Source organism: Sphingomonas rubra, assembly GCF_900115745.1.
GTDB lineage: Bacteria > Pseudomonadota > Alphaproteobacteria > Sphingomonadales > Sphingomonadaceae > Sphingomonas > Sphingomonas rubra.
Genome location: NZ_FOXP01000001.1, coordinates 408,805 through 433,510, shown reverse-complemented (window position 1 = coordinate 433,510; position 24,706 = coordinate 408,805). Strand labels below are relative to the sequence as shown.

General features: G+C 65.4%; 28 protein-coding genes. 12 read left to right on the top strand and 16 right to left on the bottom strand.

The window, feature by feature from the left end; translation table 11 throughout:
* The first annotated feature begins 114 nt into the window (after positions 1-114).
* From BM145_RS02130 to BM145_RS02115, 4 genes are read left to right on the top strand one after another with little or no spacing between them, the layout of a single operon-like run.
* On the top strand, positions 115-480 hold the full coding sequence (locus BM145_RS02130) for a DUF305 domain-containing protein (RefSeq protein WP_229668351.1): 366 nt from the start codon (positions 115-117) through the stop codon (positions 478-480).
* Position 481: 1 nt separating this feature from the next.
* Positions 482-1,921, top strand: coding sequence for a YncE family protein (locus BM145_RS02125; RefSeq protein WP_055982125.1), 1,440 nt, complete (start codon positions 482-484; stop codon positions 1,919-1,921).
* Between the two features lies 1 nt (position 1,922).
* The gene (locus BM145_RS02120) at positions 1,923-2,432 is read left to right on the top strand and encodes an RNA polymerase sigma factor (protein ID WP_093330642.1); all 510 of its coding nucleotides are present in this window, start codon (positions 1,923-1,925) and stop codon (positions 2,430-2,432) included.
* Positions 2,429-3,199: an anti-sigma factor family protein gene (locus tag BM145_RS02115; protein ID WP_093330639.1), complete on the top strand. Its 771-nt coding sequence runs from the start codon at positions 2,429-2,431 to the stop codon at positions 3,197-3,199. Before BM145_RS02120 ends, BM145_RS02115 begins: the two co-directional genes overlap by 4 nt.
* Positions 3,200-3,250: 51 nt before the next feature.
* On the opposite strand, the gene BM145_RS02110 is transcribed toward BM145_RS02115, so the two are convergent.
* Positions 3,251-3,763, bottom strand: coding sequence for an MgtC/SapB family protein (locus BM145_RS02110; RefSeq protein ID WP_052149081.1), 513 nt, complete (start codon positions 3,761-3,763; stop codon positions 3,251-3,253).
* Positions 3,760-4,827, bottom strand: a complete 1,068-nt coding sequence (locus BM145_RS02105; protein WP_037529332.1) for a sulfite oxidase — start codon at positions 4,825-4,827, stop codon at positions 3,760-3,762. Before BM145_RS02105 ends, BM145_RS02110 begins: the two co-directional genes overlap by 4 nt.
* Positions 4,828-4,973: 146 nt before the next feature.
* On the opposite strand from BM145_RS02105, the gene BM145_RS02100 reads away from it, so the two are divergent.
* The 4 genes from BM145_RS02100 to BM145_RS02085 all read left to right on the top strand — a co-directional run bounded on the left by BM145_RS02100 (position 4,974) and on the right by BM145_RS02085 (position 8,814).
* Complete coding sequence (locus tag BM145_RS02100) at positions 4,974-5,846, top strand: LysR family transcriptional regulator (protein WP_093330636.1); 873 nt, start codon at positions 4,974-4,976, stop codon at positions 5,844-5,846.
* Entirely contained in the window at positions 5,843-6,994 is a 1,152-nt protein-coding gene (locus tag BM145_RS02095) for a TDT family transporter (protein ID WP_093330633.1), read from the top strand. Before BM145_RS02100 ends, BM145_RS02095 begins: the two co-directional genes overlap by 4 nt.
* Positions 6,995-7,083: 89 nt before the next feature.
* Positions 7,084-8,319 carry a molybdopterin-dependent oxidoreductase gene (locus tag BM145_RS02090; protein WP_093330631.1) on the top strand — a complete coding sequence of 412 codons (1,236 nt, stop codon included), beginning with the start codon at positions 7,084-7,086 and terminating at the stop codon, positions 8,317-8,319.
* 12 nt (positions 8,320-8,331) lie between these two features.
* Entirely contained in the window at positions 8,332-8,814 is a 483-nt protein-coding gene (locus tag BM145_RS02085; RefSeq protein WP_056025216.1) for a c-type cytochrome, read from the top strand.
* A 307-nt stretch (positions 8,815-9,121) separates the two neighbouring features.
* Here the strand turns inward: BM145_RS02085 and BM145_RS02080 are convergent, their stop codons facing one another.
* A complete protein-coding gene (locus BM145_RS02080) occupies positions 9,122-9,529 on the bottom strand; it encodes a MerR family transcriptional regulator (protein ID WP_093330628.1) in 408 nt (135 codons plus the stop codon).
* 63 nt (positions 9,530-9,592) lie between these two features.
* Between BM145_RS02080 and BM145_RS02075 the strand changes: the two genes are divergently transcribed.
* Complete coding sequence (locus tag BM145_RS02075; RefSeq protein ID WP_093330626.1) at positions 9,593-10,360, top strand: MauE/DoxX family redox-associated membrane protein; 768 nt, start codon at positions 9,593-9,595, stop codon at positions 10,358-10,360.
* A gap of 179 nt (positions 10,361-10,539) precedes the next feature.
* Positions 10,540-10,986, top strand: a complete 447-nt coding sequence (locus BM145_RS16285; protein ID WP_245739002.1) for a hypothetical protein — start codon at positions 10,540-10,542, stop codon at positions 10,984-10,986.
* Between the two features lie 35 nt (positions 10,987-11,021).
* Here BM145_RS16285 and BM145_RS02065 read toward each other — a convergent pair whose 3' ends face one another.
* From BM145_RS02065 to BM145_RS02025, 9 genes are all read right to left on the bottom strand, one after another.
* Complete coding sequence (locus tag BM145_RS02065) at positions 11,022-11,462, bottom strand: DUF411 domain-containing protein (protein ID WP_177200052.1); 441 nt, start codon at positions 11,460-11,462, stop codon at positions 11,022-11,024.
* A 58-nt stretch (positions 11,463-11,520) separates the two neighbouring features.
* Positions 11,521-11,895, bottom strand: a complete 375-nt coding sequence (locus tag BM145_RS02060; protein ID WP_093330623.1) for a DUF305 domain-containing protein — start codon at positions 11,893-11,895, stop codon at positions 11,521-11,523.
* 81 nt (positions 11,896-11,976) lie between these two features.
* Positions 11,977-12,567, bottom strand: a complete 591-nt coding sequence (locus BM145_RS02055) for a DUF305 domain-containing protein (protein WP_218149599.1) — start codon at positions 12,565-12,567, stop codon at positions 11,977-11,979.
* The gene (locus tag BM145_RS02050; protein WP_281244339.1) at positions 12,567-13,277 is read right to left on the bottom strand and encodes a hypothetical protein; all 711 of its coding nucleotides are present in this window, start codon (positions 13,275-13,277) and stop codon (positions 12,567-12,569) included. The genes BM145_RS02055 and BM145_RS02050 overlap by 1 nt, the downstream gene beginning before the upstream one ends.
* Before the next feature lie 35 nt (positions 13,278-13,312).
* Positions 13,313-14,446, bottom strand: coding sequence for a copper resistance protein B (locus tag BM145_RS02045; protein WP_245739001.1), 1,134 nt, complete (start codon positions 14,444-14,446; stop codon positions 13,313-13,315).
* A 77-nt stretch (positions 14,447-14,523) separates the two neighbouring features.
* The gene (locus tag BM145_RS02040) at positions 14,524-16,500 is read right to left on the bottom strand and encodes a copper resistance system multicopper oxidase (protein WP_093330615.1); all 1,977 of its coding nucleotides are present in this window, start codon (positions 16,498-16,500) and stop codon (positions 14,524-14,526) included.
* Positions 16,501-16,545: 45 nt separating this feature from the next.
* On the bottom strand, positions 16,546-17,139 hold the full coding sequence (locus BM145_RS02035; protein ID WP_056025241.1) for an RNA polymerase sigma factor: 594 nt from the start codon (positions 17,137-17,139) through the stop codon (positions 16,546-16,548).
* A complete protein-coding gene (locus BM145_RS02030; protein WP_093330612.1) occupies positions 17,136-17,576 on the bottom strand; it encodes a periplasmic heavy metal sensor in 441 nt (146 codons plus the stop codon). The genes BM145_RS02035 and BM145_RS02030 overlap by 4 nt, the downstream gene beginning before the upstream one ends.
* The gene (locus BM145_RS02025; RefSeq protein ID WP_093330861.1) at positions 17,573-17,845 is read right to left on the bottom strand and encodes a hypothetical protein; all 273 of its coding nucleotides are present in this window, start codon (positions 17,843-17,845) and stop codon (positions 17,573-17,575) included. The genes BM145_RS02030 and BM145_RS02025 overlap by 4 nt, the downstream gene beginning before the upstream one ends.
* Before the next feature lie 119 nt (positions 17,846-17,964).
* On the opposite strand from BM145_RS02025, the gene copC reads away from it, so the two are divergent.
* Both copC and copD read left to right on the top strand, forming a co-directional pair.
* Positions 17,965-18,336, top strand: a complete 372-nt coding sequence (gene copC, locus BM145_RS02020; RefSeq protein WP_093330609.1) for a copper homeostasis periplasmic binding protein CopC — start codon at positions 17,965-17,967, stop codon at positions 18,334-18,336.
* 2 nt (positions 18,337-18,338) lie between these two features.
* Complete coding sequence (copD, locus tag BM145_RS02015; RefSeq protein WP_093330607.1) at positions 18,339-19,268, top strand: copper homeostasis membrane protein CopD; 930 nt, start codon at positions 18,339-18,341, stop codon at positions 19,266-19,268.
* A gap of 36 nt (positions 19,269-19,304) precedes the next feature.
* Here the strand turns inward: copD and BM145_RS02010 are convergent, their stop codons facing one another.
* The 4 genes from BM145_RS02010 to BM145_RS01995 form a co-directional block, all read right to left on the bottom strand.
* A complete protein-coding gene (locus tag BM145_RS02010; protein ID WP_093330604.1) occupies positions 19,305-19,640 on the bottom strand; it encodes a four-helix bundle copper-binding protein in 336 nt (111 codons plus the stop codon).
* A gap of 322 nt (positions 19,641-19,962) precedes the next feature.
* Complete coding sequence (locus BM145_RS02005) at positions 19,963-20,880, bottom strand: cation diffusion facilitator family transporter (RefSeq protein ID WP_093330601.1); 918 nt, start codon at positions 20,878-20,880, stop codon at positions 19,963-19,965.
* Complete coding sequence (locus BM145_RS02000) at positions 20,877-21,485, bottom strand: cation diffusion facilitator family transporter (RefSeq protein WP_093330597.1); 609 nt, start codon at positions 21,483-21,485, stop codon at positions 20,877-20,879. Before BM145_RS02000 ends, BM145_RS02005 begins: the two co-directional genes overlap by 4 nt.
* Positions 21,482-24,703, bottom strand: a complete 3,222-nt coding sequence (locus tag BM145_RS01995) for an efflux RND transporter permease subunit (RefSeq protein WP_093330593.1) — start codon at positions 24,701-24,703, stop codon at positions 21,482-21,484. Before BM145_RS01995 ends, BM145_RS02000 begins: the two co-directional genes overlap by 4 nt.
* Positions 24,704-24,706: the final 3 nt, after the last annotated feature.

Sequence of the window (24,706 nt, the reverse complement as noted above, 5' to 3'; positions counted from 1 at the left end):
GACGATTGTTTTGCTGAGGATCAATAATTGGCTCACCCATGGAATAAACCCCGACGGGCGTCGTCTACCCTTTCGAGACTGATCCGCAGGAGGCTTATGCGTAGACGAAATTGGATGCTGGGTCTGACTGCTTCGGCCATGCTCACCGGCGCAGTCGCGGCCGCCCCCGCCGATGGCTACGCCAGCATGGTATCTGCCGCGATGGACCGGATGATGGCGGGCATGATGGTCAAGCCGTCCGGCGACGTCGACCGCGATTTCGTCGCGATGATGCTTCCGCATCACCAGGGCGCCATTGATATGGCGGTGGCAGAGCTGCGCTACGGCCATAACGAGCAGCTCAAGCGCATCGCGCAGGAGATCATCATCGATCAGCAGCAGGAGATCGCCGCCATGAAGTTGGCGATCGGTCAGCCGCTACCCCCTTCGACGCCAGCCCCGACGCAGGGCGGCGACCACCACAGCCATATGGAGCACTGACATGATCCGGACCTTCCTGCTCTCGGCCGCCTTGCTGATGAGCGCCGCACCGGGCATTGCCATGGCTCAGCAGGCGCCGTGGAACGCCAAGGACGTGCCTGTCAGCCACCGCGACCGCGTCTATGCATCCGAACAATTCTCCAACACGGTGTCGGTAACGGACCCGGCCGACAACAGGTTGCTCGGCGTCATCAAGCTCGGCGATCCGCAGCCGATGAATTTTTCCCCGCTCTACAAGGGGCAGGTGCTGGTTCACGGCCTCGGCTTCTCGCCGGACGGGAAAACACTGGCGGTCGTGTCGATCGGATCCAACGCCGTGTCGTGGATCGACACCGCCACCAACACCGTCAAGCACACGACCTATGTCGGGCGCAGTCCGCATGAGGCGTTCTTCACGCCGGACGGCAAGGAGGTGTGGGTCACGGTACGCGGCGAGGATTACATCGCCGTGCTCGACCCCACGACGTACAAGGAGACCGGTCGCATCAAGACGCCCGGTGGTCCGGGGATGACGATCTTCTCTCCCGATGGCCGATACGGCTATGTCTGTTCCTCATTCAATCCGGTGCTGGCCGTGTTCGATGTCTCGACCCACGCGCAGGTCGGACAGGTGGCGCAGCCGAGTCCGTTCTGTCCCAACATCGCCGCGACGCCGGACGGCAAGCAGGTTTGGTTCACGCTGAAGGACATCGGCAAGACGGTCGCATTCGATGCCAAGCCGCCTTTCGCGATCCTCAAGGTGCTGGATACCGGACCGATCACCAATCACGTCAACTTCGCCCGCACGGTCAAGGGACAGTTCGCCTATGTCACGGTGGGCGGGGAAAACGCGGTGAAGGTGTTCCGCACGTCCGACTTCGCGCTTGTCGCCACCATCCCGGTCGGCAAGATGCCGCACGGCGTCTGGCCATCGGGCGACGGCCGGCGCATCTATGTCGGGCTGGAGAATGCCGATGAACTTGCCGCGATCGACACCGCCGGCAACAAGGTCGTTGCCACCGTGCCGGTCGGACAGGCACCGCAGGCGATCGCCTATGTGCCGAACGCTGTTCCGACAGGCCCCGGCACCGACAATCTCCAACCGCTCGGTACGGCAGGCAAGGCGGTGCATCTGAACATGGGGCCGGTTGGCGGCAATGGTGCGGCAAGCAGCATTACCCTCTTCGACCAGGGCATCATTCAGGTCGTGCAGAGTGCCGTTACCGGTTTGCAGCCCAAGAAGCCTTACATGCTCGTGCTCACCGCCAACGCGGACGGCAGCGGTGCGGTAGAGCCGCTTGCGAACTTCATGAGCAATCCGGCAGGTGCGGCGATCGTCAACGCATCGGGTCCGATCCGGCAGATCGTTCAGGGCAGTGCAGCGGCCCCCCGGCGCTTTCTGGCGGTCGCCGAGGTAGTGAATGGCGCACCGGGCCGCATCGTGCAGGTGCAGCGCGACTGAGATGGACCCGCTTGCCGCCGCGATCGAGCCCCTGGTCCCCGGTCTGCGCCGTTATGCCCGGTCGTGGTTGCGCGATCAGGCGATGGCGGATGACCTGGTGCAGGATTGCCTTGAGCGCGCGGTCGGGCGCTGGCGGCAACGACGCGGGACGGAGGTTCGCCCCTGGGTCTATGCGATCCTGCACAATCTGTTGGTCGACCATCAGCGGCAGCATAGCCGGCGAGGTACGGCGGTTCCGCTCCACCTCGTGGACGACGCTGCGCTCGGCCGCCCGGCCGATCAGGACGCAGGCCTGTACCACCGAGACCTGTTGCGCGCACTTGATGCGTTGCCCGAGGAGCAGCGGACGGTGCTGCTCCTCCTTTCCGTCGAAGGTCTGTCATATGGGGAAGTCGCTGCCGTCGTCGGCGTGCCGCTGGGAACGGTGATGTCGCGCATATCGCGGGGGCGCGACCGTCTGGCGACACTCATCCGAGAGGGTGAACGGCCGCGATTGAGGAGTGTGCGATGACCAGCCCGATCGGAGAAGACGATCTGGCCGCGTGGATCGATGGAAGGCTGTCGCCCGAGCGGCAGCGCCTGGTCGACGCCTACCTTGAAAGCCAGCCGGACATGCATGCCCGTTTGCGGGAGCAGGCGGAGCAGGCGCGAGCCCTTGCATCCCTGTTCGCCCCGATCGCGGATGAACCTATCCCGGCGACGATGCGGGTTGCAGCCATCAGGGGACGGCAACGCCAACCGCGTTGGCAACTCGCCATCGCCGCGTCGCTTCTGTTGACGGTCGGGTTTGGCGGGGGCTGGTCGAGCGCGCGTTGGAGTGGCGAACCCCGCGCGGGTATCGCGGCGCTGGCCAACGAGGCGAGTGACAATTTCCGTGTCTATGCCGCCGACCGGATACGACCGGCGGAGATCGGCCCCGACCAGCGCGCCATGCTGATCCGATGGACCTCCGCTCGATTGGGTGAGCGCGTCACGATCCCGGACCTCAGCACGGCGGGATATCGCTATGGTGGGGGGCGGCTGGTCGCGACGCCCCACGGTCCTGCGGCACTGCTCCTCTACGATGGACCGCAGGCGTCGAAGCTCGCGGTGCTGACGAGGCCCATGCAGATCGACAAGAGCGCAAGCATGACCAGCACGTCCAGCGGGACCATGGGCCGGGTCACATGGGCTGTCGACGGGATCGGCTATAGTGTAGTGGGCGAGCGACCCGCTGCCGAGCTGCATCCGATCGCCGATGAGGTCCGGCGCCAGGCCGATGCGGGGCTTGTCTCCTGATAGCGCCTGGCCGCTTCTTAGCGCCGACAGGCACTGGGCGGACCAGCGGGATCACGGCTTGCGCTCGGCATCCTTCCGGTCGGCCTCTGCCGGAGTCAGCCTGGCCCGCTCGCGAATGCGACGTTCGAGCGGAGCGCCCGCGAACAGTACGAGCATCGCAAGGCTCAACCCGCCGATGATGAGCGGCCACACCGCCAACCCTGCTGCCGCGCCGATCGTGGCCGTGACCCAGATGCACGCGGCGGTCGCCAATCCATGCACTTCCTGACCCTGGCCGACCCGCAGCACCGCGCCGGCACCGATGAAGCCGACGCCGGACAGAATGCCCTGCATCGCCCGTCCTGCGGCATCGGCGTTTACGTTCGGCAAGCCACTGTGCACGATCGCCTGCACGGCGATGCAGCTCGCCAGACCGACCAGACCCAGCGTTCGCAATCCCATGATCTGCCGGTTCTCGCGCGAGCGTTCCCAGCCGAGCACCATCCCAGCCGCGGTCGCCACCACCAGCCGCCCGATCGCATCGATCCAGAAGCCGAGGTCCGATGCCGCTGATGCTTCGATCATTCGACCAGCACGTGCACATGATGCCAGGCGGTGCACAGATAGCCGGCGAAGTTCCACACCGTATCCGGCCGCTCGGGCTGACCCTGTCCAGTCTCGTCGAAGGCGCGCACGACAAGGTGCTGGCGCCCCTTGGCGAGCGTGGCGTCGAGGGTCCAGCGCCGCCAACCCCAGTGCGCCTCCGGATCATCGGTGAACGTCGCCTGTTGCCAGTCGCGACCACCGTTTACCGACACTTCGACCCGAGAGACGCGGCGATCATAGGCGATGGCATAGCCCTCGATCCGCACCTCCCCGGCCGGCAGGCTTTCGCCAGAGCCGGGCACGCAGATCGCGGCGTTGAGCGGCATGGCATTGATGGTCAGACCCTGGCTCCAGTCGACGGTGTCGCTCGTCACATCGGCAGGAAAGAGCTTGTAGTCGTGCGCCTGGATCGGTGCGTCGGATGGCGTCTCGCGCACCTCGATCCGTGTCAGCCATTTGGCGCTCCGCACCCCGGCATAGCCCGGCACCACCATGCGGAGCGGTGCGCCGTGTTCGGGCGTCAGCGGCTCGCCGTTCATCGCCCAGGCAATAAGGACGTCGGGTTGCCGCGCCTTGTCCATGGCGATCGAGACCCCGAACAATGCTTCCTCGCCTTCGACGTCCACCTCGTCCGCGCCGGTGAACGCCACGAACAGGTCGGACGCATTCGGCGCACCGACGGCATCCAGTACGTCGGACAGTCGTACGCCGGTCCATTCCGCATTGCCGATCGCGCCCACGTCCCAGGGGTCGCCGGACGTTTTAGCGACCTGCTGGAGATCCGTGCGCCGGTTGCCGGCGCACTGGAGAACTGCCGTCACCGTTCGCGTGGCCAACGCGCTTTTCAGTTCCTCCACCGAGAAGGAGCGGCTCGCCATGCCCGTCCCGCTCACTTCGATCCGGTGATCGGCAGGCAGATCGGGCACTGCACCATGGCTGCGCACGTAGAACAGCGCCTGCGGCGTCAGGAACCGCTCGATCAGCGCGCCGGGCGTCGGCTCGGCGTTGTAGGGATCGGATTTGCGCTCAATCATATCAGTCATGGACGAACCAACGCCGCAAGCGCGCGGATCGCTTCAAGCCTTCAAGACTATCGCAGACGAAGGATTACCGATCGTTCCGATATCCAGATTGAAATAAACGGATCAAACGGTTGGTCGTATCGATAAGATTGCGCGATATAAGCTGCATGACCCTGGAGCAACTCAGAATATTCGTCGGTGTCGCCGAGCGCGAACACGTCACCAAGGCAGCAGAGGTGCTGAACGTCACGCAGTCCGCTGCCTCCGGCGCGGTCGCGGCCCTCGAAGCGCGCTACGGGGTTCCTCTGTTTCACCGCGTCGGGCGTGGCATCGAGCTGACCGAAGCGGGCCGCGGCTTTCTGGAGGAAGCGCGCGCGGTGCTGGGGCGGGCAGCGCATGCCGAGACGATGCTGGCGGACTATGCCGGGCTTGCCCGTGGTTCGTTGCGGATCGTCGCCAGCCAGACGATCGCAAGCTACTGGTTGCCCGCAAGGCTTGCCGCCTTCCACGAGCGCCACCCGCAGATCGCGGTCGAGCTGGCGATCGACAACACCGAAGGCGCGGCAGCGCAGGTCCTTAGCGGAGCGGCGGAACTCGGTTTCGTTGAAGGCGAAGTGGACGAACCAGCGCTGGCGCATTGGGAAGTCGGACGCGATCCGATGGTGCTGGTCGGACGCAGGGACGCCGAGCGTGTCGACGAGGACTGGCTTCGCGCTGCACGCTGGATCGTCCGCGAGCAGGGTTCGGGCACGCGCTCGACCTTCGAGGAGGTGCTGCGAACGCGCGGGTTTGATCCGGCCCAGCTGACGGTAGCGATGACGCTGCCGTCCAACGAGGCGGTGCGTACCGCGGTCGAGGCCGGTGCCGGCGTCGCTGTGTTGTCGCGATTGGTCGTCGCACGCGCGCTCAAGGCCGGCGATCTGGTCGAGCTGGCGCTTGAGTTACCCGATCGCGCCTTCCACGCGCTGCGCCACAAGGAACGCTATCGCACCCGCGCGGCCGACGCGCTGACGGACCTCATCAAGGAGCAGGTCGCATGATTGCCGACGCACCTTCGGCCCTGACCGGCCTCAAGCCGCTAAGCAGGCTCGATCACCCGCGCGAGATGATCCGCCAGTTCACACCCAACTGGTTTGCCGCGACCATGGGCACCGGCATCCTCGCTCTCGCGCTGCCGCAGGTGCCCGGCATCGGCCCCGCGCTCAAACCGATTGGCGAGGTGTTGTGGTTCTTCAACATCGCGCTCTTCATCCTGTTCGCCGGTCTCTATGGCGCGCGCTGGGCGATGTTCGGGCATGAGGCACGGCGCATCTTCGGCCACAACACCGTGTCGATGTTCATCGGGACCATCCCGATGGGCCTGGCGACGATCATCAACGGATGTCTCGCCTTCGGGATCGCGCGATTCGGTAACGGCATCGTGCCGGTCGCACACGTCCTGTGGTGGATCGACGTCGCCATGTCGCTCGCCTGCGGCGTGTTGATCCCCTACCTGATGTTTACCCGCCACGAGCACAGCCTGGACGGCATGACCGCGGTATGGCTGCTGCCGGTCGTCGCAGCGGAAGTGGCGGGTGCCAGCGGCGGGCTGCTCGCGCCGCATCTGACCGATCCCCATGCGCAGATCGTGACGCTCGCGACCTCGTATGTGCTGTGGGCCTATTCGGTGCCGGTCGCGTTTGGCATCCTCGCTATTCTGATCCTGCGCATGGCGCTCCACAAGCTCCCGCACGAGAGCATGGCGGCATCCTCCTGGCTCGCGCTGGGGCCGATCGGCACCGGGGCGCTGGGTATGCTGGTGCTTGGGGCGGATGCGCCGGCGATCCTCGCGGCGCACGGGCTGGTCGGTGTCGGTACCGTCGCGCAAGGGATCGGCGTCGTCGCCGGGCTCTGCCTGTGGGGTTTCGGCCTGTGGTGGCTGGCGCTCGCGACGCTCATCACCATCCGCTACTGGCGCGCCGGCGTCCCATTCAACCTTGGCTGGTGGGGCTATACCTTCCCGCTCGGCGTCTACACCGTCGCCACCTTCCGCCTCGGTACGACGCTGAACCTCGGCTTCTTCGGTATCGTCGGCACGGTGCTGACGATCGCGCTCGCGGCGATGTGGCTGCTGGTCGGTGCCAAGACGCTCGCCGGAGCATGGCGCGGCAACCTGTTCGTCTCGCCCTGCATCGCTACCCCGAACTGATCCACCCTGATGATCGGATCAGTCGGTCCGATCACTTGCAGAACGCCCCTTCGATCCGCCAGCGTGGCTGGCCACAGGAGAGCCTTGTCATGGACAATTTTGACGCCGCGCTGGCGCGTGAAACCAGCCGTCGCCGCTTTCTCAGGCGTACGGCGCTCGGCACCGCCGGCCTTGCCGCAGCACCTGCGCTGGCGCAGCAGCTCGTCGACCTGAAGCTGCCTGGCGGCAATGCCGAGCGGCCGATGACCAGCGCCTTTCCTGGCAAGGGCAGCATGATCCTCCAACGCATCCATCCTCCGCTGTTGGAGACGCCGATGGACGTGTTCGACAAGTCGGTGTTCACGCCCAACGACCAGTTCTTCGTCCGCTGGCACTGGGCCGACATCCCGACCTCGATCGACGTCGAGAGCTTTCGCCTCAAGGTCTTCGGCCACGTCAACAGACCGCTGTCGATCAGCCTTGCCCAACTGCTGCGCCTGCCGCGCGTCGAGATGGCAGCGGTCAATCAGTGCTCGGGCAACAGCCGTGGGTTGTTCCAGCCGCGTGTCGCCGGCGCGCAATGGGGCAACGGCGCGATGGGCAATGCCAAATGGCTCGGTGTGCGCCTGCGCGACGTGCTTGATCTCGCCGGGGTCAAAGCAGGCGCGGTACAGGTACGCTTCGGCGCTCTCGATCAGCCGGTCGTCGCTGGCGCCCCCGACTTCGAGAAGGCGCTTGGGCTCGACCATGCCCGCGACGGCGAGGTGATGATCGCCTTCGGCATGAACGGCGAGCAGCTGCCGCTCCTCAACGGCTTCCCTTGCCGGTTGATCGTGCCGGGCTGGTACTCGACCTATTGGGTCAAGATGCTGAACGCGATCGAGGTGCTGCCCGGCCCTGACGACCAATATTGGATGGCCAAGGCTTACAAGATCCCGGCGACGCCGGGCGCCAACGTGATGCCGGGACAGAAAGACTTCCCGACCGTCCCGATTAACCGCATGATCCCGCGTAGCTGGATGACCAGCCTGCCGGATGGCCAGGTGATCGCCTATGAAGCGTCCATCCCGGTTGGCGGGATCGCGATGGGCGGCGACTGCGGCGTCGCCAAGGTCGATGTCTCATCCGATGGTGGCCGCACTTGGTACAGGACGACGCTCGGACCGGATGAGGGCAAGTATAGCTTCCGGCGCTGGGATGGTCGCGTGCCGCTTAGGCGCGGTCCCAACCCCATCATGGTGCGCTGCTGGAACGCCAACGGTGTCGCTCAGCCGATGAAGCCGATCTGGAACCCCGGCGGGTTCATGCGCGGCAACATCGAAACCACCACCATCATTGCGGCCTGAGGAGCGAGTAGCATGAAGACCCCGTCTCCCGGCATCATGGCCGCTGGCCTGATCGGCCTGACCGGCATTATCCTCGTCTCGATCGGGGCGCCGAGCAGCCGCAAGGCGCCTGCCCCGATCTCCGAGACATCCGAGCCGGCACCGCCCACCAGCGTCTCAGCCCGCGGCTTTTCGCTCGCCTCGACCAGCGTCGACCTGCCGGTCGACGACGCGACCTATCCCGATGGTCTGCACGCCGACGTCGTCAACGCCAACTGCACTTCGTGCCACTCGGCCAGCATGGCGCTGACCCAGCCTGCGCTATCGGCGGATCAGTGGAAGGCGACCGTCACCAAGATGCGCGAGGTGTATAAGGCGCCGGTGGCCGAGAAGGATGTCGACGAAATTGTCGCCTATCTCACCGCCATGCCGCATCAGAAGGCGGCACCCGCAACCGGCAAGGCGCAAGACCCCGACCCCAAGGTGGCTCCCGATGTTTCAGGTGGCACCGGCTAACCGAGCCATAATCCCAAAATACCATTTCAATCGGGAAAGTTGTCATAACCGGTCGGTTGTGACGCTGTGGAACCTACCACGGCCTCTCAAGGGTTTGCGTGTGTCAGAACCGTGGTTCAGAATGCCCGCTCCGGAGATCGGCAACGTGCCTCGGCTACGACCGACTTTAGGTCGGGAGCCGACCGGCAGGTCGTCGCTGGTGGCCGACCGACTGCTCGTGGGTGGCTAGCTGCCGTCCAGAGAACGGCCGGTTCAATGAGCGCGGTCCACAGGGTTTTCATTGCTCCACATGGCGCGCGCCTGACGCTCAAGCGTGATCGAACGCTTGAAGGATCGGACACGGCCCGGCCGAGCCGCTTCCGCACTCTCTCGCGAGATGGCGAAGGGAGGCGCGCACCCGCTCAAGCTCCTGAATCTTGGTGTCCAGCGCCGCAATCCGCTCATTGGCAAGCTCGCGTGCGCGGGCGCGATCGTCGGTTGCGTCGAGCGCTAGCAGTTCGCCGATCTGCTCCAACGTGAATCCGGCTGCCTGCGCCGAGCGGATAAACCGGAGGCGGCGCACGTCATCGACACCGTAGCGCCGAATACCACCGCTCGCGCCGGAGCCTCCGGGTTGGTCCGGCGTATCGAGCAAACCTCGGCGCTGATAGTAGCGCACGGTCTCGACACCGACGTCCCCTTCACGCGCGAGGCCCGCAATCGTCAGTGCCGCCATGCCTTGACTCCGTACTATAGTACGGACCCTATATAGGTTCCGCGAACAGGATGGAGAAGTGAGATGGCGACCGCGGCGCCCAAGAAAGCAACGATCTATCGCATGGTGATGCCGACGCACACCTGCCCCTATGGCGTGAAGGCCAAGGATCTGCTGCGCCGGCAAGGTTACGAGGTCGAGGATCATTGGCTGCGCACGCGCGAGGAGACCGACGCGTTCAAGGCGGAGCACGGCGTGAAGACCACACCGCAGACCTTCATCGGGGGCGAGCGGGTAGGGGGTTATGACGATCTGCGCCGCTTCTTCGGCAAGGCGGTGCGCGATCCCAAGGCGGTCACTTACCGGCCCGTAGTCGCGGTGTTCGCCATGACCGCGCTGATGGCGCTGGCGGCGAGCTACGCCGCCTTCGGCGCGCCGTTCACGGTTCGCGCCGGGGAATGGTTCATCGCCTTCTCGATGTGCGTGCTCGCCATGCTGAAGCTCCAGAACGTTGAGAGCTTCTCGAGCATGTTCCTCAACTACGATCTGCTCGCCAAGCGCTGGGTGCCGTATTCCTACGTCTATCCCTACGCGGAAGGTGCTGCGGGCGTGCTGATGGCCGCTGGCGTGCTCACCTGGCTGTCGGTGCCGATCGCCCTCGTCATCGGGACGATCGGTGCGGTGTCCGTCATCAAGGCGGTCTATGTCGACAAGCGCGAACTCAAGTGCGCCTGCGTGGGCGGAGATAGCAACGTACCCCTCGGCTTCCTCTCGCTGACCGAGAACGTGATGATGGTCGCCATGGCGCTTTGGATGGTAATCGCCCCGGCTGCGCTCTCGATGCCGCACTGAGCCGTTGACTTCAGGACTAAAAGGCTGCCGGTAACCAGCGTGAAATTCGGATCTCGTCCTTTTGTCAGCGTCTTTCGCACGGCCGTTCTGGCCGTGCTTGCGATGATGCTGCTCGTCAGGTTGGGGCCGATCTGCGAGGCCAGTGCCCAAGCCGCTCCGATCGCCTCGGCAATGGCGGGGTGCGAGGAAAAGAACCCTTCGGCGCCGGACAAGAAGGCACCGCAACCAGCCTGCGCGACGCCCTGCATCGCCGTCCCGGGGGAAGCCCCGGCGAGGGCAGAGCCGTTATTCTCATTCCCGATCGCCGCCTGGCCGTCGCCGGCCCCTGTCATGAACGGGTGGCTGATACCGCCCGCCACTCCACCTCCACGAGCCGTGTGACCCTCCAACAGGTTTCACACATTCAATCGACGGAGATTTTAATGACCAAGTTCAAGCTGATCGGCGCCGCTTTGGCGCTCGCCCTCCCCACCGCGGCGTTCGCTGCCGGCTCCTGCTGCGCCGACATGGCGTGCTGCAAGGAAGGCTCGGATTGCTGCAAGGACGGCAAGGGCGATTGCTGCAAGGACATGAAGAAGAGCGGCGATCATGCCGGTCACGACATGTCCGGAATGCCCAAGAAGTAAGCCGGGGAGGGAGGCGTTCGCGCCTCCCTCCTTTGTCAGTGTTGGGCGAACACCTTGCGTCCACCGGGTCCGAACGCAACGACGTCGTAGGGCTGGGCCTTCATGCCCGGCATCTCCATGCCCGGCGAGCCCATCGGCATCCCGGCAACCGCGAGCCCCGTCACACCCTTCGGATGCGTTGCCAGAGCCCGCTTCATGTCGGCGATCGGCACATGACCCTCGAAAGTCATGCCGTCGATGATGGCCGTGTGGCACGAGGCCAAGTCCGCGGGTACGCCCCGGGCCTTCATGAATGCGGGCCGGTTCGCGTCGTCGACGACGCGGACCGCGCGACCGAACTGAGCCTTCACCTGCTGCGCCCACTTCTCGCAACATGGGCAGCCCGGATCACGGTGCATCAGCACCGGCCCGGCAGCCACGGCTGCGACCGGCATGGCGAACGCTGCAACAGCGGCGAGAAGGCGGATGCGGGTCATTTCTATCCCTAGATGGTCGCCCCACTACAGGCAAACCCTGCGGTGGGGCGGGGGCCAATCACTGTGCAGCCTTGCCGTGCGCCCGCAGCCAGGCGTTCAGCTCGCCGACTTCCTTGTTCTGCTCGGCAATCGTCTTGGTCGCCATCTGGCGGACCTTTGCGTCCTTGGTTTCGCGCAGCACTATCTGCGACATGGCGATGCCACCGCGATGATGCTCGACCATTTTGCGGACCCAGGTCTCGGTCGCATCAGCGCCCATGGCCGACATCATCTTCTGATGCATCTGCATTTCAGAGGGCGGATAGGGGTTCGCCGGCGTCGGCTTCATCATCTGACCGTGGTTCATGCCCGAATGATCCATGCCCTGCATCTGGGCGATGGCCGGAGCGGCGCCGAGCGCGGCCGCGAAGGCCAAAACAGTCATCTTCTTCATCGTGTCTCTCCTGGGTAAACGCCCCCGCCCACAGGAGAGATACGGGCGCGCGGACCGTATCCCTCACGCCCGTGATCGAATTCAGCGGATCGGCTGAAGGGTATTAACTCCGACGCTCTCATCAGTTTCAGGCGGGGGAGGGGGAACCTGCCTGTCACGATAGGAGGGCAGGTCAGGCGCATTCGCAGGCGTAGGATTTGCCTCAAGCCTGGCAATGACCCGCTTCATCTGCGTGATCTCACGAACCTGAGCATCGATGATTCCGTCCGCCAGCTTGCGCACCTCGGGGTCTTTGATGTGCGCGCGCTCGCTCGTCAGGATCGCGATCGAGTGGTGCGGGATCATGGCTTTCATCCAGCTTACGTCGTCCACCGTCTCCTGGCTGCGGACGAGCCACAGCGCGAGCGCGAGCACCACGATGCTACCGCCGATGATCGCGGCATTCGTCCGCTTGTTCTTGTACATCGACCACATGAAAAGGAGCATGATGATCGCCATCGTCGCGCCCATCACGAAGGCCATCCAAAACCGCGTCTGGCTGAACTCGATATGCCCGAGAGCATAGACGTTCACGTACATCAGCCCGAACATGACGACGGTCGAGGTCGCCACCATCGCCGCGAAGCGACCGTAGCCCATTCCCATGTTCATTTTGCCTTTGTGCTCGTCCATCATGCGACTCCCTGTCTGGAATTACGCCCCCCGGCTTTGCGGCGCGGCCGTCTCGGCCAGCGCATGAAAAGAAGGATCGCGCCCGACACCGCGAAGACGAGACCGCCTGCGGCGAAAGCGTTGAGCCACGGCGTGTTGAACCGCTCGTGCTCGGTCCAATCCATGATGTGAAGGCCCCAGAAGAAGTCGTACAGCCGCCACGTTCCTGTTCGGACCGACGTGAGCCGTCCCGTGTCGGCCGCTACATAGATGCGGGTGGCGTCATCGTCGGCGAACGTGGCACGCCAAGCCGGCAACGCCCCGCGATACTCGATACTGGCTCGTTCGATCCGCTCGATGGTGGGCGCGGGCACACCATCCCCTCGGTACGCCTTTTGAGCGATCGTCCCTGCCACCCGGGCATCCAGTGGCGGAAGCGGCGCAGCCGTGCGGGCGTCCAGCAGACGAATTTGACCATCCACAAGCTGTGCCTCGACGATCGGCCGCCCGAGCAGCATGCGGTGCTGAAGCTGGCGGACCGGCGCTCCTGCCGACGCAAGCAAGGTAGGCATCGGCGCGAACCCTTGGGTGCTCGACAGCGCCGGCTCGGCGTTCCGTTCGATCCGGTGATCGCCATGCACGGTGTCGATGGGGAGCAGGCTCATCACAAGGCCGCTGGTGAACCAGACGATCGCCTGCGCGCCGATCAGAAGAGCAAGCCAGCGGTGGATCTTGCTCGCTCCAAGGTGGAGGCGGAGCCGCGGGCTCAGAACCAGGTCCTCACGCCGGCGACGAAGCTGAAGCCGCCCGTGTCGTCACCCCGCGCCCGCGAGAAGCGCGCCGTGTCGCCGAACTGCCGTTCCCATGACACGCCGATATAGGGCGCGAACTCACGGCGGCCCTCGTAGCGGAGCCGCAAACCGGCCTCCAGGTCCGTAAGCCCAGAGCCGATCCCGGTCTCCCGCACGTCCTGGGCCGCGAAGTTGGCCTCCACCCTGGGCTGGAGAACGAAGTAGTTGGTGATGCGCTGGTCGTAATAGCCCTCGGCGCGGGCGAGCACGTCACCCTTGTCGGAGAGGAACAGCGCGCCCTCCACTTCGAACTGGTAGGGGGCCAGGCCCTCTATCCCGATCGTCGCATAGGTGCGCGACGGATTGGGCTTGAAGTCGTAGCGGACGCCGGCCTGGAGGTTCCAATAGGGATCAAGGGCGTGGCTGTAGAGCGCCTGCACCTCGGCACTCTCCAGCGACTTGCCGAAGCCGCCTTCGCCCTCCGACTTCAGCCAGAGCCGATTGATGTCGCCCCCGATCCAAGCCTCGCCATCCCAACGGTAGCCGTCACTTCCCTTGCGAGCCTGATACTCCGCGAGATTGAAGAGCACCTGGTAGTAGGTCATCCCGCCATGCTCGCGCCGCAAGTCGTTCTCGCGGGAGTTGGCCATGGTATCCGTTCCCCAGAAGCGATCGGCGAGATGATCGCCGGACGGCGCGGGAGCAGGCTTGTTGCCGGGAGGAAGATCGGTCCCGACCTTGGCGCCTGCCTGATTACCCTCCATCGCCATACCGGGCATCGCGCTCATGTCATGCCCGGCATGCGGGTCCTGCCCCGCTGCTGCCGGGGAGCCCATAGCGGGCATAGCGGACATGTCGTGGCCGGCGTGCGGATCCTGGGCGGGCGCGGGCTGCTGCCCGCCCATGTTCATCCCCTGCATTCCGCTCATGTCGTGACCGGCTTGCGGATCGGCGGTCGGAGCCTGTGCGGCCGGGGCGCGACGGGGAGCCTTACGCCGAACAGGGGCCTTCCGTTTGGCCGCAGGTTTCGCGGCTGCTTTCCGCGCGGGCTTGGAGGTCGCCTTGGCCGCGGGCTTTGCCGGCATGGTCATCCCCGGCATGTTGTGCATGGAATGATCCATGCCCTGCCCGAACACGGGGCTGGCGACGACTGCCGAGGCAAGGCCGGCGAGAAGGAGCGACCGGTTCACGCTGCCGCCTCCCCGGCCTTGCGGACCTGGACGACGCGCATCATGCCTGCGTGCATGTGGTAGAGCATGTGGCAGTGGAACGCCCAATCGCCTTCCTCGCCTGTCACGTCCCAGCTCACCGTGCCACCTGGCTGGACGAGCACGGTATGTTTTCGGGGCGCGTACGCGCCTTTCCCCGTCACCAGGTCGAAGAAGTGACCGTGGATATGGATGGGGTGCCCCATCATCGTGTCATTGATGAGGGTGACACGCACCCGCTCCCCGTGCAGCAGGGTGATCGGATCGGGACTCTCCGACAGCTTCTCGCCATCGAAGCCCCACATGTACCGTTCCATGTTGCCGGTAAGGTGGAGCTTGATCTCGCGCTCGGGAGCCCGGGTGTCGGGATTGCGGTCTAGGGCAACAAGATCGCGATAGGTCAGCACGCGGTGCCCGACGTTCTCCAGTCCCTGACCTGGCTCGCCGGTGCGATCGACGGGCATAGCCGAGATGGTCTGGACGCCCGGACCCTTCTTCACGCCGGGGGCCTTCGAGAAGTCGCGCATGTTCATGTCGCCCATGTCCATCCCGGCCATCGACTGCCCATCCGCCATGCCCGGCATCGCGCCGGACCCGTGAGCCATCCCGGCCTTTGCGCCGCTCTGACCTTGCGGCGCTGTCATCCCGGCCATGGCGCCAGCAGCAGCGCCGGCCGCGCCATGGTTCATCTGGGAATGGTCCATGCCCTGCATCGAACCGGCACCCGCTCCATGGTCCATCGTGCTGTGGTCCATGCCCGCCATCGATCCGGCCTCTGCACTGGTCGTACCGCTCCCCATGCCCTTCATGGAACCGTGATCCATGGTGCTTATGTCATGGCCGCCCATGCCCATGTCCTTCATGGTCGCGAGCGGCCGCTTGCGGAGCGGCGGGACTTCTGCCGCCATGCCCTCGCGGGGTGCGAGAGTCGCGCGCGCCATGCCGGACCGGTCGACGCTTTCGCCCACCAGCGTGTAGGCACGCATGTCGGGCGGCGTGACGATCGCATCATAGGTTTCGGCCGGACCGAACTGGAACTCGTCGATCTGAACGGGGCGCACGTTCAACCCATCGGCCGCGACGATCGTCATCGGCAGGCCGGGAATGCGGACGTTGAAGGTCGTCATGGACGACGCGTTGATGAAGCGAAGCCGCACCCGCTCGCCCGGCCGGAACAACGCGGTCCAGTTATCCTTCGGACCGTAGCCGTTGACCAAGTAGGTGTAGGTCGAGGCGGTCACGTCGGCGACGTCGGCGGGGTCCATCCGCATCTTGCCCCACATCAGCCGCTCTTTCAGCGGCTGATCCTTGCCCGCCAGCAGCCCGCTTAGAGTCTGGCGCTGGCGGTTGAAGTAGCCCGACTCCTTCTTCAGGCGGTCGAAAAGGTAGTGCGGGTGCTGGAAGCTGTGATCGGACAGTACGATGACGTGCTCGCGATCGAACTGCACCGGGTCGGGGTCCTTGGGGTCGATCAGGATCGGCCCGTAGTGCCCCTCCTGCTCCTGGAGCCCCGAGTGGCTGTGATACCAGTAGGTGCCGCTCTGGATGATCGGGAACTCGTAGGTGAAGGTCGAGCGCGCGGGGATGCCCGGGAAGTTGATGCCGGGCACACCGTCCATCTGGAAGGGCACCAACAGCCCATGCCAGTGGATTGACGTCTCCTCGTCCAGCTCGTTCATGACATGAAGGCGGACGTTCTGCCCCTCGCGCAAGCGGATGAGCGGAGCGGGCACGGTGCCGTTGATGCCGATCGCGTGGCTCTGCCGTCCGTCGATCATCATCATCTGGTGAGCGATCTTTAACGTAATGTCGTCGCCCGAAACTGTCGGCAACGGCTTGGCGATGCCCGCGGACACCGGCTGCGCCCACGCCGGCATATAGGCCGACAGAGCAAGGCCGCTTCCGGCTAGGGTGGCACCGCGCAGCACTTGGCGGCGGTCGAGAACGCGCGACATGAAAGCTCCTCGAAGGTGGGCCGCGACCGGCCCGTTTCACACCTTCTACGCGTCCCGCACGCCGATCCCTTGTTCAGTGTTCAACTTTTCGAGGAGGCGCGAGCGGGCACGGTAGAGGCGGGTTTCGACAGCCTTCTGGCTGATCCCCAGCACGTCGGCGGTTTCGGCTTGGCTCAAACCCTCGATGGTGCGCAGCACCAGAGCCTCTTTTAAATTCATGGGCAGAGCGGAAATTGCATCTGTTACCCGGTCCAACTCCTGGCGGTCGGCTGCGCCGTCGTCGATCGCCACCTGATCGTCCACCACAGCTTCAGCCCGATGATCGATGGGGGCCGCGAAGGAGAAGAACCGGCGCACCGTGCGCTTTCGCGCCCAGTCACGACATTTGTTGATCGCGATCGTCGAAAGCCACGCTCTCATGGCGCGCTGCCCGTCGTAGCGCGGGAGGGCCTGGTGTGCGGCGACGAACGTCTCCTGCACCAAATCGAGCGCTTCGTCGGGTTCGCCGACGCATGCCCGCGCGAGCCGGAACACCGGCTGTTGGTAGCGTCGCACGATTTCGGCAAAAGCAGCCTGCCGACCCGCGATGCTGAGCGTCGCCAGCTCGCCATCGGACAGCGTGGTCCAATCGAGGCTCACCCCTGGCCGTCGGTGAGCGCCTTCACCACCGCGTCGTCGAACTGGGAGGTCTGATCGGTCCGCAGGAGCTGCCGCATGGCGAAGATATGCGCCAACGTGGCCTTCTGCAGCTCGCCCATCGCGGCATGGCTCTGATCGACCGCGGCCGTGACCCGCGGGCCGTTGCCGTGCTCGGCCTCGATCGCCTCGGCGAGCCGGGCATTGGTCGCGCGCAACTCCAGCTCGAGAGCGCGCCGTTGCACCGCGAACCGGTCCTCCAGAACCTTCAGCTTTGCCTGCTGATCGGCATCGAGCGCGAGCTTGTGGTGCAATACCTCGTGCAGCGCGGTGCCCGGCTGCTTGGGATGGGGCAACAGCGCACGTCCGACGAACACGCCTCCGATCGCCGCAACAAAGGCGAGGACGACACACAGAAGGACGCGCTTGGTCGAGGTCACGGCTCGCCTATCAGCAAAGTCGAGGGTGCGAGCGGCGAAGCCCCACCGAGCGGTGCGAGCGACACCGCAGGGCTCGCGGTCGCCGGCAACTCGGCGCCGATCATGCCGATCGCCAATGCCGCGACCGTCACCACACCGATGCCGAGCCCGGCCTGTCGCACGACCGGCCGGGTGCCGATGCGGGCGAGAACACGTGCTTCGACGTCGTCCAGCGCGGCCGGAACAGGTGCTCCCGCCAATCTCGCCAACGCTCTGTCCAGATCATCCATGTTTTCCACTCCGCCCCTCTAACACTGGTTACGCAGCGCTGCCCATCATCCCTCATCGGTCGCGTGAGGGGTGCGCGACTGTGCCGCGTAGAATGGACAGAACATCACGGAGTAACCTCATGCGTCGCGCCCTAGTCCCTGCCGCCCTTGCCATCCTCGGACTCGCCAGCGCCGCTCAGGCTCACCCTAAGTTGCTGTCCGCCTCACCGGCGCCGAACGCGACTGTCGCCAAGCCAGCGCGTCTCGCGCTTCGGTTCAGCGAAAAGCTGATGCCGAAGTTTTCGGGCGCGGACCTGATGATGACAGCGCATGGCGGCGGCGCGCACCCGCCCATGAAGGTCGCGGCTGCGGCCGGGGTCGCCGATGATGGCCGCACGCTCATCGTCACGCCCAAGGCGCCGCTCGCCGCGGGGCGCTACAGCGTCGCGTGGCACGTGGTCTCGGTCGACACTCACCGGGTAGCCGGAAACTTCGCCTTCGCGGTCAAGTAAGGGTGGAAACCGACTGGCCGCTGATCGCGATTCGCTTCGCGCTTTATGCGACGCTGAGCGGATTGTTCGGCCTGTCGGCCTTTAGTCTCTACGGCCTCAAAGCCGGCGAGCGCGCCGACGCGCTCGCCTTGCGCCCCTGGCTCGTCGGAAGCGGCCTGCTCAGCCTCCTGTTCTCCGGGATCGCCCTCGCGCTGCTCGCGGCGGCGATGGCCGGAGCACCGCCCTGGCCGGTCGATCAGGAGGCGATCGGGATGCTCCTTTCCGGGTCCGCGACGGGCGCCGCGTGGGAAGCGCGCATGGCTGCGCTCGTGGTGGTGTTGATCGCGGCTCTCATGGCATCCGGTCGCGCGGCTCTGCTCGGCGTGGTGGCGTTCGCTGCGGCCGTGGCGCTCGCCACGCTTGCTTGGACAGGGCACGGCGCGATGGACGAGGGCGCTGTTGGCTGGGTGCATCTGGGGGCCGACATTCTCCATCTGCTTGCGGGCGGGGCCTGGGCCGGAGCCCTGCTCGGGCTCGTGCTTCTCGTCGCCCGGCCGGTTGGCCGCGTCGACGCCGCCCATCTGACCCTGACGCACCGCGCACTGCATGGATTCGGCCTGATCGGCACGATCCTGGTCGGTACGATCGTCATCACGGGTGTCGTCAACGCGTGGCTGCTGGTCGGCCCCGCCAAGCTGCCGGACCTCCCGACTACGCGCTACGGCCAGCTCTTGATCGCCAAGCTCGCGCTCTTCGGCGCGATGCTCGCCCTCGCATCGCTCAACCGCTTTCGCCTCACGCCGGCGTTCGAGCGATCGATCGCCGCGGCCGATCATCACGGCGCGCTTCGCGCCTTGCGGCGCAGCCTTGCGGTCGAGGCGAGCTGCGCAGTGGCGATCCTGGCGCTGGTCGCATGGCTGGGGACGCTCGAACCGCCCGCTTCGGCGATATGAAGGGGGCGGGCGGCTGAACGCCGCCCGCCTTGCCGTTCAGGCGGCCATCTTCTCGCATTCCTCCGCGCACCGCTCGCACGCAGCGACGCAATCCTCCATGCCGTCCAGCTCTTTGCAGCTCGCCGCGCAAGCCCGGCAAATCTGCGCGCAGATGCCGCAGACGAGCTTATGCTGGTCGGAGCCCCGGGCCATGAAGTCGAGCGAGGTGGCGCAAACCTGTGCGCAATCGAGCATGATCTTGATGTGGTCAGGCGCAGCGTGCGCACCGCCTACCTGAAGGCAATGCTGGGTCGTCATCGACAGGCAGGTGATGTGGCAGTGGTGGCAGGCATCCATGCAAGCCTGCATTTCGGCGCTCATCTGGTCGTGCATCGGTCATCTCCGCTAAGCCCCCGCCCGTAGAATTATACGCGGCATGCCGGTTTGGCCCTCAGCTTCGTGGCCTCATTCTTCGCCGGTCGGCAGGGTTTTTACCGGCTTCGGTTTAGGACCGCGCTTCACTGTTTCACGCCAAGGCCGCGCAGGAGACGGAAGAGCGACCCGTAGCGATGCCGCCCTGCCGCGAACGCCGTCCATGGTTCTGCCCATCTCCCTGGCGATCGTCGCCAAGGGCTGTTTCGCGGCAATCCGATGGCGAAGCTCTGCGTCGGCTTCCTCCGTCCATCGCCATCGCTTTCTTGTCGTCACATCGGGCTCAAGGGTGCAGGTGCCCGGTGTCCTCGCAAGGCTCGGCTGCTGCCTCGGTCTGGATCGTACAATGCTCGATTCCGAACCGGCTATCGAGCAGGTCCGCCACCCTCTTCCTGACCGCATCGGCATCGGCGCCATCAGCAAGCGTGACGTGTGCGGTGCAGTTGATGTCGTCGGATGCCATCGACCAGACATGGAGGTCGTGGACCCCGGCAACTCCGGGCAAGTCGGCGATGCCGGCACGCAACTCGGGCAACTTGATCCCTCCGGGAACGCCCTCCAACAACACGTTGGTCGTGTCCCGGAGCAGCACCCATGTCCGGGGCAGCACCCATAACCCGATCCCGACCGCCACGATCGGATCGACCCACGTCCACCCGGTGAACCGGATCGCGAGCGCTCCCGCGATCACGCCCACGGAGCCGATCATGTCGGCCCAGACCTCAAGGTACGCGCCCTTAACGTTCATGCTGGTGTCCTTGCCGGACGTGAGCAACTTCATCGATATGAGGTTCACCACGAGGCCGATCGCCGCGACGATCATCATGCCCGTCGACTGAACCGCCTCGGGCTGGCGGAAGCGCTGCACCGCCTCGACCAGCACGTAGATCGCCACGCCGAACAGCAGCAGGGCGTTGAAGGCTGCGGCCAGGATCTCGAACCGCTTGTAGCCGAACGTCCGCTTGTCGTCGGCCGGCTTCTGCCCGAACCGGATCGCGAGCAGCGCGATCACCAGCGCTGCAACGTCGGTGAGCATGTGCGCCGCGTCGGAGAGAAGCGCGAGGCTGTTGAAGACAAAGGCGCCGATTACCTCGGCGACGAGGTATGCGGTCGTGAGCGCCAGCGCCCAGCTCAGCATCTTGGCGTTCGCCCCAGCAGTGTGGTCGTGGGCGTGTCCGCCGTGGTCATGGCCTGCGCTCATTGATCTGTTCCTTCTGTGTCCGCATCGGAGCGGGCATCACGCAGGATTTCGAGGCCGCCTTTCACCGCGATCGCGGCGACAGCAACGCCGACGACGAGGTCGGGCCAGTTCTGACCAGTCCACAACACGATCAGGCCGGCCAGGATAATTCCGCCATTGGATACGAAGTCGTTGAGGCTGAAGGTCGTTGCCGCCCGCATGTTCACATCGGGCTCGCGCAACCGCTTCAGCAGCCACAAGCAGAGACCGTTCACGAACGCCGCGACGATCGCCATCCCGATCATTGTGGGGCCGAGCGGTTCGCTTCCGGAAACGTAGCGCCGTCCGGCGTCGAGCAGCACACCCGCCGCAAAGAGCAGCAGCAAAACGCCCGATGTCAGTGCTGCCCCTCGTTTCCAGGCCTGTGAACGCGAGAGGGCGAGCAAGCTGATGATATAGACAATCCCATCGGAGGCGTTGTCGAGGCCGTTTGCGATCAGAGCGCTCGAATCCGCCACCACGCCGGACACGCCGAAGCCTGCCGCCAGCCCAAGATTGAGCAGCAGGACTATCCAGAGTGTCCGGCGCTTTTCGGCCGTGTCGAGATCGATGCTTTCTTCACTCATGCCGGCACCTCCGCGAGGGCCGCTGTCTGCCGATTGCCCGCTGGTGGCAGCTCACGACTGCCGAAGCGGGCGTAGAGCGTCGGCAGCACGAACAAGGTAAGCAGTGTCGCGGATATCAGGCCCCCGATAACGACGGTCGCCAGCGGCTTTTGCACCTCCGCTCCCGCGCCATGCCCCAGCGCCATCGGCACGAAACCGAGCGAAGCCACGAGCGCCGTCATCGCGACCGGCCTGAGCCGGACCAGCGCACCTCGATGGGCCGCAAGCGCGCGATCCATGCCATCCCGCATCAGGTCATGGATGGACGTCACCATGACCAACCCATTAAGGACGGCGATGCCGGAAAGCGCGATAAAGCCGACAGCCGCGGAAATGGAGAAGGGCATCCCACGCAGCACGAGCGCGAGAACCCCTCCCACCAGCGCCAGGGGAACGCCGGTGAACACGATCAGAGCGTCCCGAACCGATCCTAGCGCCCCATAGAGCAGCAGCATGATGACCACGAAGCAGATCGGCACCACGAGTGCGAGGCGATCACGGGCAGACGCCAGGTTCTCGAACTGACCGCCCCATTCAAGGTACGTTCCTGCCGGCAGCTTCACTTGAGCATCGATCGCCGCGCGGGCGTCCGAGACCACGCCCGCGACGTCACGGTCGCGCACGTTCGCCTGCACCACCACGCGCCGCTTTCCGTTCTCCCGGCTGATCTGGTTCGGTCCGTCGACAACGGCAATATCGGCCACGGTCGAGAGCGGCACGAAGCCGCCACCCGAAGTCGGCACCGGCACCTGGGCAACAGCCGTCAGGTCCGACCGAGAGCTTTCAGCCATTCGTATGACGACGGGGAAGCGGCGATCCCCCTCGAAGATCACGCCGGCCTGTCGGCCGCCGATCGCGGCCGCAACCGTGTCCTGCACGTCGCCGGCGGTTACGCCGACGCGCGACATGGCAGTGCGGTTCGGCCTTATGTCGAGCATCGGCAGACCTTCGGTCTGCTCGACCCGCACGTCTGCGGCACCCCGGGTCCGGCGCAGGATGCCGGCGATCCGATCCGCGGTCGCATTCATCTCGCCGAAGTCATCGCCGAACACCTTAATGGCGATGTCGCCGCGGACACCTGCGATCAGTTCGTTGAAGCGCATCTGGATGGGCTGGGTGACCTCGTAGGCGTTGCCGGGGAGGGCGGAGAGACGCTTCTCAAGGCGCTCCACCAGCTCCTCCTTAGAGAGGCCCGGGTCGGGCCATTCCGCCTTCGGCTTCAGGATGACGAAGGTGTCCGTGGCGTTCGGCGGCATCGGGTCTGATGCGATCTCGGATGTGCCCGTCCGCGAAAAGGCAAAGCGGACCTCCGGTGCCTTGGCGAGAGCCTTTTCCACCTGGAACTGCATCGCCTGGCTCTGGTCGACCGAGGTGCCCGGGATACGCACGGCCTGCACGAGGATATTGCCCTCGTCGAGCTGAGGCAGGAACTCCTGTCCCAAGGTGGTGAAGGCGACGCCGGCAAGTGCCAACGCGCCGATCGCGACGCCGATGGTGAGTGTCGGGCGACGCATGGCCGCATCGAGACCCGGCTCGTAGCGCTTCCGGAGGAACGTCACGACCCGGCTTTCCTTCTCCTCCACCCGCTTGCTGAGCCAGATGGCGATCGCCGCGGGCACGAAGGTCAGCGACAGGATGAACGCGAACACGAGCGCGATGATGACGGTGAGCGCCATCGGCTCGAACATCTTGCCCTCGACGCCGGTAAAGGTGAGCAACGGCGCGTAAACGAGGATGATGATCGCCTGCCCGTAGACGGAGGGCCGGATCATCTCGCGGGCGGAGGCCGCGACCAACCCAAGCCGCTGTTCCATCGTCAGCTCGCCCTCGCGGCCATGCTGGGCTTCGGCGAGGCGCCGCAATGCGTTCTCGACGATGATGACGGCACCGTCCACGATCAGGCCGAAATCGAGCGCGCCGAGGCTCATCAAATTGGCCGAGACGCCCGCCTCCAACATGCCGATGCTGGTGAGCAGCATCGTGATCGGGATGACGAGAGCCGCGATCAGCGCCGCGCGGAAGTTGCCGAGCAGGGCGAACAGGACGACGATGACCAGCAGCGCGCCTTCGGCGAGATTGCGGGCAACCGTCGATATGGTCGAGTTCACCAGCTCGGTCCGGTTCATCACGGGCTTCACGACCACATCGACCGGCAACGAGCGCCCGATCTGCGTCAGCCGTTCGCCCACCCCCGTCGAAACGGTGCGGCTATTCTCGCCGATCCGCATAACGGCCGTCCCGACTACCACTTCGTGGCCGTTCTCGGACGCCGAGCCCATGCGCAGTGCCTGCCCAGTTCGGATGGTCGCGATCTGGTTGAGCAGGATCGGCACACCCTCGCGGGTGGCGACAACGGTTCGGGCAAGCTCGTCGGCATTGCGCACCCGCCCATCGGATCGGACGGCAAGCCCTTCGCCGTTGCGATTGACGACCCCGGCGCCTGCGCTGGTGTTGTTGCGCTCCAGCGCCGTGGTGAGATCTTGCAGCGTCAGCCGCATTGCGGCCATGCGCTGCACATCGGGAACGACGAGATATTCCTTGGTGTAGCCGCCAAGGGAGTCGACCCCCGCCAGTCCCGCCGTGCTCTTGAGTTGGGGAGTGACGATCCAGTCCTGGACCGTGCGCAGGTAGGTTGCCTTGTCGGCCTCGCTGACGAGGTGATCGCCTTCAGGCGTGATGTAGCTGCCGTCCCGTTGCAAGCCGGGCTCACCGTTGCGATGGCGAACCTGATCCAGCTCGCGGTACTCGACGGTCCACATGAAGATGTCGCCGAGCCCGGTCGCGATCGGCCCCATTTCGGGGTTCACGCCCTCGGGAAGGTCTTCCTCCGCAGTCCGCAGCCGCTCGGCCACCTGCTGTCGGGCAAAGTAGATATCGGTCTTCTCAGTGAAGACGGCGGTGACTTGGGCGAAGCCGTTGCGGCTGAGCGAACGGGTATATTCGAGGCCGGGGATGCCGGCGAGCGCGGTCTCGACCGTAAACGCGACCTGCTTCTCGATCTGGTCGGGTGAGAGGGCAGGGGCGACGACGTTGATCTGCACTTGGTTGTTGGTGATGTCGGGAACGGCGTCGATCGGGAGCTGGCGCAGTGCACCGATCCCGAGCAGAGCCGCAGCGACCGTGAGAAGTAGGACAAGCCAGCGCTTCTCAACGGAGAGGGTGACGATACGACCGATCATGGC